Raw genomic sequence first — 14,886 nt, 5'->3', positions numbered from 1 at the left:
TGTCCCGCAACGGTGAAGCCCCCGCACGAGGGGGACGAGTCCGGTCGCCTGTTGCCGCATCCAACGGTTCCAGCCTCGCAGGAAGGTCGGTCCGGCCCAGGGCCTTCGGGCGGCTGGCCCTGGCTCACCTGCGCCTGCGAGCATCCCGAGGAGGATGCCCAGTGTCCGCTCTGACGACCAGAACCCGATCGATCGTGCACGCGCTGCACCCGAGCGAGTGGGGCAGGCTCGGCCTGATGGCCCTGGTCATCCTGGCCCTGAACGGCTTCGGGTGGGGCATCTTCGTGCTCACCGTGCTGCCGCACCACTTCCGCTACGACGGCCTGGGCGTGGGCCTGGGCGTCGCGGTGACCGCCTGGACGCTCGGCGCCCGGCACGCCTTCGACGCGGACCACATCTCCGCGATCGACAACTCCACCCGCAAGCTGATGGCGGACGGCAAGAGACCACTCGGCAGCGGCTTCTTCTTCGCCTTGGGCCACTCCACCATCGTGGTCGCCGTCGGCATGGGCATCACCGTCGCCGCCAAGGCCGTCTTCGGTGCCATGGTCGACCCGAACTCGACCTACGAGACCCTCGGCGGCATGCTCGGCACCCTGACCTCGGCCGGGTTCCTCTACCTGATCGCCGCGCTGAACCTGGTGGTCCTGGTCGGGATCGGCAAGGTCTTCCGCGACATGCGGCGCGGCACCTTCGACGAGGAGGAACTGGAGCGCCAACTCCAGGCGCGCGGTCTGATGTACCGCTTCTTCGGCAAGTTCATGCGCTCCATCAACCACACCTGGCAGCTGTTCTTCGTCGGCATGGTCTTCGGCATCGGCTTCGACACCGCCACCGAGGTCGTCCTGCTGGCCGCAACCGCCTACGCCGCCACCTCCGGCCTGCCCTTCTACGCGGTCCTCGCGCTCCCGCTGCTCTTCTCCGGCGGCATGATCCTCTTCGACACCCTCGACGGCTGCTTCATGAACTTCGCCTACGGCTGGGCCTTCGCCCGCCCGGTGCGCAAGGTCTACTACAACCTGGTCATCACCGGCCTGTCGATCGCCGCCGCGTTCCTGATCGGCACCATCGAGATGCTCGGCGTACTCACCAGCGAGATGCACCTGCACGGCGCCTTCTGGGACTTCATGGCCAACTTCGACATCAACAAGGCCGGTTTCGTGATCGCCGGACTCTTCGCCGCCACCTGGATCGTCGCCCTCCTCTTCTGGCGCTTCGGCAACGTCGAAGCCCGCTGGCAGGCCGGCCTGAACGAGAAGGCGGCCGCCCCGGCGCCGGAGCAGCCGCAGGCCGCCGGTTGACCGCGGAACCGCTCCGGTGCCCCGGTGCTCCGTGCTCCGGTGCTCCGGTGCTCCGGTGCTCCGGGCCGACCCAAGGTTCAAGGCACCGCCCGACGAAACCGATCAGCCCTCCCCGAGGTGACCCGTTCTGCGGCGTAATGACCATGCCAAACTGGGATTGAGCGGCTGATTGTTGGGCAGACGCTCTGGGATCAGCCCGGACGGCGGTCCGGGCTCCCGGTTCACCGGTCTTGAGGAGGTCCGATCGTGGAACCCGTCCAGCGCTATGCAATCTCGCTGCCCGGCCGGGTCGGCGGGCATCGGCCCGCGACCGTGGTCGTGGTGCACTGGACACCGCGCAGCGTCGGCGGCAATGCCATCTATACCAACGCCTCCGGGGACTTCCGGGTCACCATCGGCGATGGGGTGGCCAGCCTGCTCGACGCCGACGAGGGGCACCAGCACCAGTGCCTGCACGCCGTACCGCTGCCGCAGGCGCGCTCCTCGGCGGCCCCGCCCTTCCGGGAGGCCTGGGGCGGGCCGGTGAGCTGAGGCACGGCCGGCCCGAGACAGCGCGGGCAGTACACGAGTGGGTCCCGGGGCAACCGCCCCGGGACCCACTCGTGTGACCGACACGCACCCGAAGGCGCAGCGGTGCACGCCTTGTTCGTCCTGGTGAGCGATGCTCGAACAGACGAGTCGGCCCACCCGAAGGACTCCAGCATGGACTCACCCCGCCGCTGGCTGCTCGGTTGTCTCGCTCTGCTGCTGGCCGGCTGCGGTCCGGCCACGCCGCCGCGCGGCACGGCGGCCCGCACGCCGGCCGCGCCCGGCTCCCCGGCGGCCTCCCCCGGCGGACCTGCCGCCGCCGCATCCGCCTCGGCGGCCGCGTCGCCCATCGCCGCCGGGTCGCCCGCCGCGCCCTCGCTCGCCCCACCCGCCTCGTTGACCTCGCCCGCCATCCCCGCCCTGACCCCCGATCAGCTGGCCGGCCAGCGCGTCATCTACTCCTACCCCGGCACCACCGTGCCGGAGTCGCTGCTCACCGCCGTGCGCTCGGGGCGGGCCGCCGGGGTGATCTTCTTCGGGTTCAACGCCGTCGACCCCGCGGCCTTCAGCCGCTCGGTCGCCGCGCTGCGCCAGGCACAGCAGGAGAGTCCGGTGCGGCTGCCGCTGCTGCTGATGACCGATCAGGAAGGCGGCCGGATCCGGCGGCTGCCCGGGGCACCGGAGCTCTCCGAGCGCGCGGTCGGCGGGTCGGCGGAGCCGATGGCGGCCGCACGCGCGGCCGGCACCGGCGCCGCGCGGAACCTCACCGCCAACGGGCTGAACGTCAACCTGGCCCCGGTGCTGGACGTCTACACCCAGCAGGGCAACTTCATCGACGCCACCGAGCGCTCCTACAGCAGTGACCCGGCGGCCGCGGCCGCGCTCGGCGGCGCCTTCATCAGCGCCCAGCAGCAGGCCGGGGTCGCCGCCACCGCCAAGCACTTCCCGGGCCTGGGCACCGCGCCGGCCGGCGCCAACACCGACCAGGGACCGGTCACCCTGCCGGTCTCCCGCGCCCGGCTGGCCGCGGCCGACGAGACCCCTTACCCGGCGGCGATCGCGGCCGGTGTGGACCTGGTGATGGTCTCCTGGGCCGTCTACCCCGCGCTCGACCCGGACCACCCGGCGGGCCTGTCACCGACCGTGGTCGGCGGCGAGCTGCGCGACCGGCTCGGCTTCCACGGGGTGACGGTCACCGACGCCCTCGAAGCCGGCGCCCTCCAGGCCTACGGCAGCACCGGCCAGCGGGCCGTGGCCGCCGCCCAGGCGGGTATGGACCTGCTGCTCTGCTCCACCGGGAGCCCGACCCAGGGCGAGGACGCCACCACCGCCCTCTCCGACGCGCTGACCACCGGCCGCCTGGACCAGGCCGACTTCAACGCGGCCGTCGCCCGGATCACCGCGCTGCGCGCCGGCCTGCGGTAGGGCCGCCGTTCACCGCCGGCCTGCGGCAGGGCGCTGTTCACCGCCGGCCGCGCACCCCGGAAAACGGGCTGCTCCCGGGCGCCGGTGCCACGTACGGTGTCCGGATGCGACGTGACAAGCAGGTCCTGGTCTTCGACGCCGACGACACCCTCTGGGAGAACAACATCCGCTTCGAGCGGGCGATCGAGGCGTTCCTGGACGAGGTGGTCCCGCCGGCGCCCAGCCGGGCCGCCGGCCGTTCGGCGCTGGACGCGATCGAGGCGGCCAACGCCGCCACCCACGGGTACGGCTCCCAGGTCTTCCTGCGCAGTCTCGGCGAGTGCTTCGAGCAGCTGCACGCGCGGCCGGCCACCGCGGCCGAGCTGGCCCGCCTCGAGGCGCTGGCCGCCTCGGTGCGCGGCGCGGAGGTGGAGCTGATCCCGGGCGTGGCCGAGACGCTGGCCGCGCTCGCCGAGCGGCACGAGCTGCTGCTGCTCACCAAGGGCGACCGGACCGAGCAGCAGGCCAAGATCGACGCCTCCGGGCTGGCCGGGCGCTTCGGGGCGGTGCACATCGTGCCGGAGAAGGACGTCGCGGCCTACCGGCGGCTGACCGAGGAGCACGCGCTGGTGCCCGAGCGCACCTGGATGATCGGAAACTCGCCGAAGTCCGACATCCTGCCCGCCCGCCGGGCCGGACTGAACGCGGTCTTCATCCCGCACCAGCACACCTGGGCGCTGGAGAACGACGTCGCGCTGGACCCACAGGACCCCGGGGTGCTCCGGCTGGCGGCCTTCACCGACCTCGGGCAGCACTTCTGATGGGCCGGTCGCGAACGGCGGCCGAGGACCGGCGGATCGCCGTCTCCTGCGTCTTCGTCTGCCACGACGGCGCCGGGCGGCTACTGCTCGCCCGGCGCGCGGCCGGTGCCCGGGACGAACCGGGGCGCTGGGACTGCGGGGCCGGCGCGGTGGAGTTCGGCGAGAGCTTCGAGGCGGCGGTGGCCCGCGAGGTGCGCGAGGAGTACGCCACCGAGGCGCTGGACACCACCGTGCTCGGGGTGCGGAACGTGCTGCGCGGCGAGCCGGTGGACTCGCACTGGGTCGCGGTGGTCTGCGCCGTGCGGGTCGACCCGGCGACGGTGGCGATCGGCGAGCCGGACAAGTTCGACGCGCTGGGCTGGTTCACCCCGGACCAGCTCCCGACGCCCCGGCACTCCCAGCTCGACGCCACCCTCGCCCTGGTCGAGCCGCGGGGATTCTGACGGACGCTCAGGAACGGCGTTTCTGAGCAGCGGTCAAGCAGTGGGTCTGTCAAGCTCGGTGCGATGAGCGGACCGTTGACCACCACCATGACCGCCGCCCTGAGCCGGTGGACCCTGCTGCTACCGCTGCTGGCGGCCGTCCTGCTGGTCCTGGTCTGGGGCCGGTCACTGCCCGCCCCCGTGGCCGCACTGACCGGGGTGGTCCTGCTGGGGGCGGTGCTGGCGGCGGTGCACCACGCGGAGGTGGTCGCGCACCGGGTCGGCGAGCCGATGGGATCGCTGGTGCTGGCGGTCGCGGTGACCGTGATCGAGGTCGCGCTGATCGTCACGCTGATGGCGGACGCCCCGGCCAAGAACGGGACGCTCGCCCGGGACACCGTGTTCGCCGCGATCATGATCACCTGCAACGGGATCGTCGGCCTCTGCCTGCTGCTCGGCGCGCTGCGCACCCGGGTGGCGGTCTTCAATCCGGAGGGCACCGGCGCGGCGCTGGCCACCGTGGCGACCCTGGCCACGCTCAGCCTGGTGCTGCCCACCTTCACCACCAGCACGCCCGGGCCGGACTTCTCGCCGACCCAGCTCGCCTTCGCCTCGGCCGCCGCCCTGGTGCTGTACGGGCTCTTCGTGACCACCCAGACGGTGCGGCACCGGGAGTACTTCCTGCCGCCGAACCTGCACGACACCGAGATGGACAGCTTCGCCCCCGCCCCCGCCCCCGCCCCCGCCCCCGCCCCCGCCGACCACACCACCACGGACAGCCCCGCCACCGAACCGCACGACGAACGCCCCACCACCCAGGCCACCGTGACCAGCCTGGTCCTGCTGCTGGTCGCGCTGATCGCCGTGGTCGGGCTGGCCAAGACGGTCTCACCGACCATCGAGAGCGGGGTCACGGCAGCCGGGCTGCCCGCCTCGGTGATGGGAGTGGTGATCGCGATGATGGTGCTGCTGCCGGAGACCATCGCCGCCGTCCGATCCGCTCGCCGCGACCAGGTGCAGACCGGGCTCAACCTGGCGCTCGGCTCGGCGATGGCCAGCATCGGGCTGACCATCCCGGCCGTCGCGCTGGCCTCGATCTGGCTGAGCGGCCCGCTGGTGCTGGGCCTGGGCGCCACCCATCTGGTGCTGCTGGCGCTCACCGTGGCGGTGGGCACCCTGACGGTGATCCCCGGACGGGCCACCCCGCTGCAGGGCGGGGTGCACCTGTCCGTGCTGGCCGGCTACGTGATCCTGGCCGTCAGCCCTTAGCCACCGTGGCGCCGGCGGCGGGTGTGGCGGTGAGGGTGACCGCGGCCTCCGGCGAGTAGAGCGCGAAGGTCAGCGACTCCTGCAGGTAGAGCCGCACCGAGTCGGCGTCGTGCCCGAGGTAGCCGATCGACAGGTCCTGGCCCAGGTGCAGCTCGAAGTCACCGCCCCGGGTGGAGACCACCACCGCGCCCGCCAGCGCCGGCGCCCAGATGATCTCGCCGGTGACCACCCGGGCCAGGTGCTGGCGCACCGGGTAGCCGTGGTTGGAGGTCTCGTTGACCGCCGTGTAGGTGTCGGCGCCGAGCAGCAGGGAGTAGGGGCCGTCCACTCCGGCCAGGCGCAGCGTGCTGAGCGCCCGGCTGACCGCGTCGGGGTAGTCGACCACGTCGGCGGGCAGCGCGAGCGGCGGGTTCTCCGAACCGGCGCGCACCCCGCTGATCCCGGCGGCCGACCAGCCCTCGAAGATCGCGGTGTCCTCGGCCAGGGCGATGGTGCGGGCGGCGTCCTTCACGGGCTGCCAGTCGGAGTCCTTGGCGCCGCGCTCCACGTCGTCCACGGCCCGCCGGCTCAGGGTGAACGGCGCCCGCAGGTCGACCACCGGACGGGACTCGCGGGTGTGCGCCTCGGTGCCGGGCACCAGCGCGGGGATCTCGCGCCGGCGCCCGGAGCCGACCGCCGCCAGCTCGGGGCCGGCCGGTCCGACCAGGTCGACCACCCGACGCCCGGCCAGGTGCAGGGTGAAGGTGCGCCGGGCCTCCTCCTCGATCTCCGCCCAGGCCTCGGCCGAGATCGGGGCCAGCGCGCGGTGCAGGTTGTTCATGCGGTGGTACTCCTGTTCAGGCTTCTGTCGGGCTTGAGGCTGCCGATACCGAGCGAACCGTCCGAGCCGGCGGTGGCGCCGGACGGCGCGGGCGGCGGCGGGTCGGCCAGCAGATCGGCGGCCGGGACGAAGTAGAGTCCCCCGGTCACGGCGGTGGAGAAGTCCAGCAGCCGGTCGTGGTTGCCGGGCGGGCGGCCCAGGAACATGTTCTCCAGCATCTCCTCGGTGACCGCCGGGGTGCGGCAGTAGCCGATGAAGTAGGTGCCGAACTCGCCGCTCGCGTACGAGCCGAACGGCATGTTCGCCCGCAGGATCTGCCGTTCGCCGCCGTCCGCCGCCGGCTCCAGGCTGGTGAGCGACACGTGCGAGTCGGCCGGCTGCTCGGCGTCGGGCAGTTCGATGTCGGCGAGCTTGGTGCGGCCCACCGCGTGTTCCTGCTGCTCGACCGGCAGCGCCTGCCAGGCCGTCAGATCGTGCAGGTACTTCTGCACCATCACATAGCTGCCGCCCGCGAAGTCCGGATCCTCCGCGCCGATCAGCGCGGCGGCGTCGGCCTCGGTGCCCTCGGGGTTCTCGGTGCCGTCGACGAAGCCGAGCAGGTCGCGCCGGTCGAAGTAGCCGAAGCCGGTCACCTCGTCCGCCACCTCGACGGCGTCCGCCAGGCGGGCCAGCAGCTGCCCGGCCAGCTCGAAGCAGGCGTCCTGCCGCTCGGCGCGCAGGTGCAGCAGCAGGTCGCCGGGGGTGGCGGGGGCGGTGTGCCGGGGGCCGCGCAGCTCGCGGAAGGGGTGCAGCTCGGCCGGGCGGGGACCGGCGAAGAGCCGGTCCCAGAGCCGCGATCCGATCCCCGCCACGCAGCTGAGCCGCGCCTGCGGCACCCGGAAGCCGACCGAGCGGCGCAGCGCCGCCAGCTCGGGCAGCAGCTCGCGCACGGCCGGCTCGCCGCCGGGGCGCACGGTGAGCACCAGGAAGAGCGCGGCTTCGGTCAGCGGGTCCAGAACGGCCTGCGGCCGCGGGGGCGACCCGGTCCGGGCCGCCCCCGCGGTGTCGTGCTCAGTGGTCACGGTCGGTCAGTGTTCCTGCTCGCTGCGGTCGCCGCCCCAGAGCGTGTGGAAGACGCCGTCCCGGTCGGTGCGGCGGTAGGTGTGCGCGCCGAAGAAGTCCCGCTGCCCCTGGATCAGCGCGGCCGGCAGCCGGCCGGCCCGCAGCGAGTCGTAGTAGGCCAGCGCGGTGGCGAAGCCGGGCACCGGCACGCCGAGTTGGGTGGCCGTGGAGACCACCCGGCGCCAGGCCGCCTGGGCGTCGGCGAGCGCCTCCTTGAAGTACTCGTCGGTGAGCAGCGTGGGCAGCTGCGGGTCCGCCTGGTAGGCGGCGGTGATCCGGTTCAGGAACCGGGCCCGGATGATGCAGCCGCCGCGCCAGATCGAGGCCATCGCACCGGGCGAGATCTGCCAGCCGTACTCGGCGCTGCCGGCCTGGATCTGGTTGAAGCCCTGCGCGTAGGCGACGATCTTCGAGGCGTAGAGCGCCTTCTCCACGTCGGCCGCGAAGGTGTCGGCCGCGGCGCTGTCCAGCCAGGTCTCGCCCGGCCCCGGCAGGTCGCGGGCCGCCTCGCGCAGCGCCGTGCTGCCGGAGAGCGAGCGGGCGAAGACGGCTTCGGCGATGCCGCTGACCGGCACGCCCAGTTCGAGCGCGGTCTGCACGGTCCAGCGCCCGGTGCCCTTCTGCTCGGCCCGGTCCTGCACGATGTCGACGAAGGGCTGCCCGGTGGCGGCGTCGGTGTGGCCGAGCACCTCGGCGGTGATCTCGATCAGGTAGGACTCCAGGCGGCCCTCGTTCCAGGACCGGAAGATCTTGGCGATCTCGGCGGGCTGGCGGCCGCCGCCGTGCCGCAGCAGGTCGTAGGCCTCCGCGATCAGCTGCATGTCGGCGTACTCGATGCCGTTGTGCACCATCTTGACGAAGTGTCCGGCGCCGTCGGGGCCGACGTGGGTGCAGCAGGGCGCTCCGTCCACCTTGGCGGAGATCGACTCCAGCAGCGGCCCGAGGGACTTGTAGGCCTCGGTGGTGCCGCCGGGCATGATGCTCGGCCCCTCCAGCGCGCCCTCCTCGCCGCCCGAGATGCCGGTGCCGACGAAGTGCAGGCCGTGCTCGCGCAGCGCCGCCTCGCGCCGCCGGGTGTCCAGGAAGTGCGCGTTGCCGCCGTCGACCACGATGTCACCGGGTTCGAGCAGCGGGACCAGCTCGTCGATCACCGCGTCGGTGGCCTCACCGGCCTTGACCATGATGACGATCCGGCGGGGGCGCACCAGCGAGGCGACGAACTGCTCCATCGTCTCGTTCGGGACGAACTCGCCCTCGTGGCCGAACTCGGCCACCAGCGCGCTGGTGCGGGCGGCGCTGCGGTTGTGCAGGGCGACCCGGTGGCCGTGCCGGGCGAAGTTCCGGGCCAGGTTGCGGCCCATGACGGCCAGTCCGGTGACGCCGATGTCGGCTGACTGCTGGACGCTCATACAGGTGACTCCAGTCGCTGGTCCGGGACGGTGACATGGTCGGGGCCGAGCAGTGGTGCGGGTGTTCGGAATTCAGACTGCCCTGCCCACCCGCTCCGACGCACCCCGGCACGCGGATTGGACGGTAAGGCGTCAGCTCCCGCTCGACCCGGCCTCCACCGGACTTGAGGATCCGTCAGCGTCCGAACCGGTATACACCTTGGGTATACACCGTGTGTATAGTCGGCCGCATGTCACTGGGCCACACCATCCTCGGGCTCCTGGAGTCCCATCCGCGCCACGGCTACGACCTCAAGCGCGCTTACGACGAACGCTTCGGCCAGAGCCGGGCGCTGCCCTACGGCCAGGTCTACGCGACCCTCTCCCGGCTGCTGAAGAACGGCCTGGTCGAGGTGGACGGCACGGAGCCGGGCGAGGGTCCCGAGCGCAAGCGCTACGTCATCACCGAGGCCGGGATCACCGACGTCGCCCGCTGGCTGGCCGAACCGGAGAGCCCGTCGAGCTACCTGCAGAGCACCCTCTACACCAAGGTCGTGCTCGCCCTGCTGACCGGCCGCTCGGCCCAGCGGCTGCTGGACACCCAGCGTGCCGAACACCTGCGCCAGATGCGGGAGCTGACCCGCCGCAAGCTGTCCGGCGACCTGGCCGACCACCTGCTCTGCGACCACGCGCTCTTCCACCTGGAGGCCGACCTGCGCTGGCTGGAGCTGACCGCGGCCCGACTGGACGAGCTGGCCCGGAAGGTGCGCGCCTGATGTCCGAGTCCCCCAGGGCCGCCGCTGCCGTGCAGGCCGTCCAGACCGTCCGCGACGGGTCGCTGCTGGCCGGCGTCGACCTGCGCAAGAACTTCGGCCTCACCCCCGCGCTGACCGGCGCCTGCCTCGACCTGGCGCCCGGCGAACTGGTCGCCGTGCTCGGCACCTCGGGCTCCGGCAAGTCCACCCTGCTGCACTGCCTGGCCGGTCTGATCCGCCCGGACAGCGGCACCGTCACCTACCGCGGCCAGGACCTGACCCAGCTGTCGGACCCGGCCCGCAGTGCGCTGCGCCGGTCCGACTTCGGCTTCGTCTTCCAGTTCGGCCAGCTGGTTCCCGAGCTCTCCTGCCTGGAGAACGTGGCGCTCCCGCTGCGGCTGAACGGCCTGCGCCGGCGCGCCGCCGAGCAGCGGGCCATGCAGTGGCTGGAGCGGCTGGAGGTCGCGGACCTGGCGGCCAAGCGGCCCGGCGAGCTCTCCGGCGGCCAGGGGCAGCGGGCCGCGATCGCCCGCGCGCTGGTCACCGCACCGGCGGTGATCTTCGCCGACGAACCGACCGGCTCACTCGACTCGCTGCACAGCGAGCAGGTGATGTCGCTGCTCGGCGCGGCGGCCCGGGAGTCCGGCGCGGCGGTGCTGCTGGTCACCCACGACCTGCGGGTGGCGGCGTACGCGGACCGCGAGGTCGTGGTCCGCGACGGGCGCACCGGCGAGGCGGGAGTCCGCTGATGCCGAACCGCCCACTGACCGATCATCAGGAGCCGGCCGATCCGCGGCCGCTGGGCCGGGCCGCGCGCTGGGCCGTCGAGCTGGCGCTCGGCCTGCGCCTGGCGTTCACCGGCGGCCGGGACAACCGGCTGCGCACCGCGCTGACCGCGCTCGGCGTCGGCCTCGGCGTGGCGACGCTGCTGCTGGCCTCCTCGTTCCCCAGTGTCCGCGAGCACCGCGACGACCGGCTGCGGGCCCAGGCAGGCGAGGTGATCTCCCCCGACCTGGCCGAGCGCTCCTCGCACAGCCTGCTGATCACCGACCTCAGCACCACCTTCGACGGCAGCAAGGTGACCGGCCGGGCGGTGCGGCCCGACGGCCCGGCCGCTCCGCTGCCGCCCGGTCTCACCGCCTATCCGGCGCCCGGCACGATGGCCGTCTCCCCCGCGCTGGCCGCCCTGCTGCGCTCGTCCGGCGGCTGGCTGCTGCACGAGCGGCTGCCCTATCCGATCGCCGGCACGATCGGCGAGGCCGGCCTGGTCGGCCCCGGTGACTACACCTTCTTCCTGGGCAGCGACACGCTCTCCGACGCCGATCCCGATGTCTTCCGGATCGACCACTTCGCCGGCAAGCTGCCGCCCAAGCCCGTCGATCCGGTGCTGGTCCTGCTCACCGCGGCGGGCGTGGTGATCCTGCTCAGTCCGGTGGCCGTGTTCATCGCCGCCGCCGTCCGGTTCGGCGGCGAGGCCCGGGACCGGCGGCTGGCCGCGCTGCGCCTCGGCGGCGCCGACCGAGCCGGCACCGGGCGGATCGCGGCCGGCGAGTCGCTGGCGGGCGCGCTGCTCGGAGTGGCGGTCGGCGCCGTGTTCTTCCAGCTCGGCCGCCTGCTGATCGAACGGATCACGGTGCAGGGGCTGAGCGTCTTCACGGTCGACGTCCGACCGCAGCCGGCCCTGGCAGCCCTCGCGCTGGGCGCCGTGCCGGTCCTCGCGGTGGTCGTCACCCTGCTGACGATGCGTCGGATCACCGCCGAACCGCTCGGCGTGGTGCGCGGCGCCACCCGGCTGCCACGGCTGTGGTGGTGGCGGCTCTGCCTGCCGCTGCTCGGCTCCGGCCTGCTCTACTCCCAGCGCGACCAGCTCGCCTACATGGACGGCAGCAGGACGCTGGCCGTGCTCATCCTCGGCCTGCTGCTGCTCCTGTTCGGCGCCACCACCCTGCTGCCCCCGCTGGTCGACCTGGTCGCCCGCGCGCTGGGCCGGGCCGGCGGACCACCCGCCTGGCAACTGGCCGTCGGACGGCTGCGGTTCAGCCCGGAGACCGCTGCACGGCCGGTGGCCGGCATCGTGGTCAGCGTGGCCGGCGCGATCGCCCTGCAGACCCTGCTCGGCGCTCTCGCCGTCGCCCGCAGCGGGGGCGCCGACGAGCTGGGCCCGGTCGACCGCACCCTGCTGGTCGCGGACTTCCCGGGCGGCGCGGCCCGCGCGGCCCAGTACACCGACCAGCTGCGGCGCAGCCCCGGTGTCGCCGACGCCGTCGGCTACACCGCGTTCTACGTCCAGTCACCGACCGACGACAAGGTGTTCTTCCCGGTCCAGGTGGCCGACTGCGCCACCCTGCGCCTGCTGGCCTCGGTCACCGACTGCGCGGACGGCGACGTCTTCACCACCCGGGGCAGCGGTCCCACCGTGACGGCGGGCCAACCACTGGTCGCCGGCGATGGTCCGGCCGGCTCCACCCCCTGGCGGGTGCCGTCCCCGCGCGCCGTGGTCGACGCCCTGCCGGACCCCGCCCAGCCGCACCTGCGCACCGGGCTGCTGGTGACCCCGGGGGCGATCCCGGCCGCGCTGCTCAGCGGTCAGTCCGCCACCGTGGAGCTGCACCCCGTCCCGGGCACCCACGACGCCGAGGAGCGGATCCGCACCGATGTCGCGCTGCTCGACGCCAGGGCCCGGCTCGCCGACCCCGACCAGCGCTCCCCCGACGCCGGGTTCACCGGCATCCGCCGGGCGCTGACCGCGGGCACGGTGGCGATCCTGACGCTGATCGGCGCCGGCATGCTGGTCAGCCTGCTCGAACAGCTCCGCGACCGCCGCCGCACCCTGGCCGTGCTCACCGCGTTCGGCACCAGGCCGCGCACCCTGGCGCTGTCGCTGCTCTGCCAGAGCGCCCTGTCGGTCGTGCTGGGCCTGGCGCTCGCACTGGTCGCCGGGGTGCTGCTGGGCGGGGCGCTGCTCACCATGGCGCAGGTGCCGGTCGCCTTCGCCTGGGGCGACATCGCCCGGATGATCGGCGCCGGGGCGGCGGCCCTGCTGCTGATCACGGCGTTGAGCCTGCCCGCCCTCTGGCGCCGCCGCTCGGCGGCCGGGCTGCGGTTCGAGTGACGGGCCGCCGCGCACCGCACCTGCCACGGCGCGGTGCGCGGCGCTACCGTGGAAGCAGTCGGCACCGCTGACCAAAGGGGATGGTGGCCGTGTTCGCGCTGCTCGCAGTCAACCTGCTGGTCGGCGGTGTGCTCGCCTACCTCGCCGGGGCCACCGGGCTGGCCGAGATCCGTCGGCTGCGGCGGGTGGGGGTGACCACCGAGGCGCTGGTGAAGCGGCGCGCGCAGGGTCGGCCGCTGCTCCAGTTCGCCACCGAGGGCGGCCTGGTGATGGAACTCTTCTCCCCGGTCGAGGTGGCCGCCGACCAGGTGCTGGTCCGCTACGACCCGGCCGACCCGCGCCAGGTGCTGGTCCTGGGCCGGGAGCGCCGCGCCGTCGAGTACGGCTTCCTCTGCGCGGGCGCCACCATCGTCCTGGCCGCGCTCGCCCTGGTCGTGCTGGCCGGCTGATCGGGTGTCAGCGCCCCGGCACGGAGCGCCTCGTAGCGCCGCCGGACATCGGCCCGGTCCGCCGCCTCGGGCACCGTCGACTCGCACAGCCGCCAGATCATCACGCCCTGCTCCAGCAGCACCGCCCGGCGCTCGGGCCGCCCGGTCTGCTCCATCACCTTCCCCAGCGCCTCCAGTTGACGGATCATCACGGCAGGCATCGCGCCGGAGCACTGGCGGATCTTCTCGAAGGCGCGCTGGACCAGCCGGTCGTAGTCCGCCTGGTAGGCGATCAGCCTGATCCGGCCGGCGCGGTCGCGGTGCACGCGCTGCGGGTGCCAGCTGTGGTTGATCCGGCAGAGGCAGTCACTGAGCCAGTCGATGCAGGTCAGGGCGGTGAAGGTGTCGTTGACGGCGGGTGACAGGGCCCGGATGGCGATCTCCACCAGCTGGTCCACGCCGAACGAGATGTCCTGGGTGAGCGTGCGGTAGGGGCCGGTGATCTGGCCGCGACGCAGCTCGCGGGCCACCCGCTCGGCGTTCTCGGCGGGCCAGACCACCATCAGCGGATGACCCTGGACCAGGAAGTGCCCCGGCCGGTGCGGCAGATGGATCACCACGTCGGCCTCGGTGGCGATCCGCAGCAGGTGCTGGTGGCTGATGTACTGCAGGTAGCCGCTGGCCGCGGTCGGTATCGCGGCGCCGCGCGAGCTGACCAGGGCCAGCAGCTTCTCCCGGTCGGGCCCGAAGTCGCCGTGCTCGGGGGCGCCTTGGTCCTCGCCGCCCTGGGCCTCGATCGCGCGGGCCAGGTCGGTGGCGATCCCGGCGATCACCTGCGGCAGCTGGATCATGGTGGCGATGTGGTTGATGAAGTAGATCAGCACCGCGAGGTCGACCCCGGTCAGGCCGAGCGCGACGGTGATCGACAGATGCGGGACGAAGTCGCCGTGCGGACCGGGACTGATCACCACCAGCACCAGCACCGTGTAGCAGAAGGTGGCCACGAAGGCGCCGAGCGCCAGCTGGGTGCCCCGGTCCCGGATGAAGTTGCGCAGCATCCGGGGGCCGAACTGGGTGGAGGCCAGGGTCAGGGCCACGATGGTGATCGAGAAGACCAGGCCGACCACGGTGATGATGGCCGCGGCGATCGTGGTGAGGATCTGCCGGGCACCGTCGGCCGTACCGGCCAGCACCCAGGTGGCGAGCGTGAACCGCCCGTCGTAGGCGGCCCGGTCCAACGCGGTGGTCGCGGCGAAGAGCAGCACGGCGAGCAGCGCCTGGACCGCCGGCACCAGCCACAGGTTGGTCCGCAGCTTCTCCCGCCGCCAGTCGGCCTGCAGGTACGCCCCGCCGCGCATCAGCCCGTCACCCGCAGCTGCGACCGGGCCGCGGCGGGGGGCATGGCTATGGGACTGCTGGCGCGCACGAAGGCCTCCTGGCAACACGGGACACCGCACGGCGGAACCGTGCGGAGATCAGAGCTGTCTCCTGTTGCCGACCAGACTTCCCGGCGCACCAGGCCAGGAGCCTAGTCCAC

The 14,886-nt window shown here is 73.3% G+C and carries 13 protein-coding genes; 9 read left to right on the top strand and 4 right to left on the bottom strand.

Features of this window, described 5'->3' with window-relative positions:
- Nucleotides 1-161 precede the first annotated feature (161 nt).
- The 6 genes from OG403_RS34545 to OG403_RS34520 all read left to right on the top strand — a co-directional run bounded on the left by OG403_RS34545 (nucleotide 162) and on the right by OG403_RS34520 (nucleotide 5,745).
- Nucleotides 162-1,301 (top strand): HoxN/HupN/NixA family nickel/cobalt transporter, encoded by a 1,140-nt coding sequence (locus tag OG403_RS34545; protein WP_329571465.1) that lies wholly within the window; start codon nucleotides 162-164, stop codon nucleotides 1,299-1,301.
- Between the two features lie 246 nt (nucleotides 1,302-1,547).
- On the top strand, nucleotides 1,548-1,832 hold the full coding sequence (locus OG403_RS34540; RefSeq protein WP_329571464.1) for a DUF6296 family protein: 285 nt from the start codon (nucleotides 1,548-1,550) through the stop codon (nucleotides 1,830-1,832).
- 171 nt (nucleotides 1,833-2,003) lie between these two features.
- Nucleotides 2,004-3,254 (top strand): glycoside hydrolase family 3 N-terminal domain-containing protein, encoded by a 1,251-nt coding sequence (locus tag OG403_RS34535; protein WP_329571463.1) that lies wholly within the window; start codon nucleotides 2,004-2,006, stop codon nucleotides 3,252-3,254.
- A gap of 104 nt (nucleotides 3,255-3,358) precedes the next feature.
- A complete protein-coding gene (locus tag OG403_RS34530; RefSeq protein ID WP_329571461.1) occupies nucleotides 3,359-4,054 on the top strand; it encodes an HAD family hydrolase in 696 nt (231 codons plus the stop codon).
- The gene (locus OG403_RS34525) at nucleotides 4,054-4,497 is read left to right on the top strand and encodes an NUDIX domain-containing protein (RefSeq protein WP_329571459.1); all 444 of its coding nucleotides are present in this window, start codon (nucleotides 4,054-4,056) and stop codon (nucleotides 4,495-4,497) included. The genes OG403_RS34530 and OG403_RS34525 overlap by 1 nt, the downstream gene beginning before the upstream one ends.
- 87 nt (nucleotides 4,498-4,584) lie before the next feature.
- Nucleotides 4,585-5,745, top strand: coding sequence for a calcium:proton antiporter (locus OG403_RS34520; protein WP_442911103.1), 1,161 nt, complete (start codon nucleotides 4,585-4,587; stop codon nucleotides 5,743-5,745).
- On the opposite strand, the gene OG403_RS34515 is transcribed toward OG403_RS34520, so the two are convergent.
- From OG403_RS34515 to gndA, 3 genes are read right to left on the bottom strand one after another with little or no spacing between them, the layout of a single operon-like run.
- Complete coding sequence (locus OG403_RS34515) at nucleotides 5,735-6,565, bottom strand: family 1 encapsulin nanocompartment shell protein (RefSeq protein WP_329571455.1); 831 nt, start codon at nucleotides 6,563-6,565, stop codon at nucleotides 5,735-5,737. The two genes, OG403_RS34520 and OG403_RS34515, sit on opposite strands and share 11 nt — an antisense overlap.
- On the bottom strand, nucleotides 6,562-7,626 hold the full coding sequence (locus OG403_RS34510) for a Dyp-type peroxidase (protein ID WP_329571453.1): 1,065 nt from the start codon (nucleotides 7,624-7,626) through the stop codon (nucleotides 6,562-6,564). Before OG403_RS34510 ends, OG403_RS34515 begins: the two co-directional genes overlap by 4 nt.
- A gap of 6 nt (nucleotides 7,627-7,632) precedes the next feature.
- On the bottom strand, nucleotides 7,633-9,075 hold the full coding sequence (gene gndA / locus OG403_RS34505; protein ID WP_329571450.1) for an NADP-dependent phosphogluconate dehydrogenase: 1,443 nt from the start codon (nucleotides 9,073-9,075) through the stop codon (nucleotides 7,633-7,635).
- A gap of 230 nt (nucleotides 9,076-9,305) precedes the next feature.
- Between gndA and OG403_RS34500 the strand changes: the two genes are divergently transcribed.
- Genes OG403_RS34500 through OG403_RS34490 form a run of 3 tightly spaced genes read left to right on the top strand, consistent with a single transcriptional unit; the run spans nucleotide 9,306 to nucleotide 12,921 of the window.
- A complete protein-coding gene (locus tag OG403_RS34500) occupies nucleotides 9,306-9,830 on the top strand; it encodes a PadR family transcriptional regulator (protein ID WP_329571448.1) in 525 nt (174 codons plus the stop codon).
- Nucleotides 9,830-10,558 (top strand): ABC transporter ATP-binding protein, encoded by a 729-nt coding sequence (locus tag OG403_RS34495; protein WP_329571446.1) that lies wholly within the window; start codon nucleotides 9,830-9,832, stop codon nucleotides 10,556-10,558. Before OG403_RS34500 ends, OG403_RS34495 begins: the two co-directional genes overlap by 1 nt.
- Nucleotides 10,558-12,921 carry an FtsX-like permease family protein gene (locus OG403_RS34490; RefSeq protein WP_329571444.1) on the top strand — a complete coding sequence of 788 codons (2,364 nt, stop codon included), beginning with the start codon at nucleotides 10,558-10,560 and terminating at the stop codon, nucleotides 12,919-12,921. The genes OG403_RS34495 and OG403_RS34490 overlap by 1 nt, the downstream gene beginning before the upstream one ends.
- A 319-nt stretch (nucleotides 12,922-13,240) precedes the next feature.
- Here the strand turns inward: OG403_RS34490 and OG403_RS34480 are convergent, their stop codons facing one another.
- The gene (locus OG403_RS34480; protein WP_442911029.1) at nucleotides 13,241-14,707 is read right to left on the bottom strand and encodes a DUF2254 domain-containing protein; all 1,467 of its coding nucleotides are present in this window, start codon (nucleotides 14,705-14,707) and stop codon (nucleotides 13,241-13,243) included.
- Between the last annotated feature and the right edge of the window lie 179 nt (nucleotides 14,708-14,886).

Origin of the sequence: Kitasatospora sp. NBC_01266 (genome assembly GCF_036242395.1) — a bacterium.
Classification (GTDB): Bacteria; Actinomycetota; Actinomycetes; order Streptomycetales; family Streptomycetaceae; genus Kitasatospora.
The sequence above is the reverse complement of the archived record's forward strand: the minus strand, read 5'-3'. Positions and strand labels throughout refer to the sequence as shown.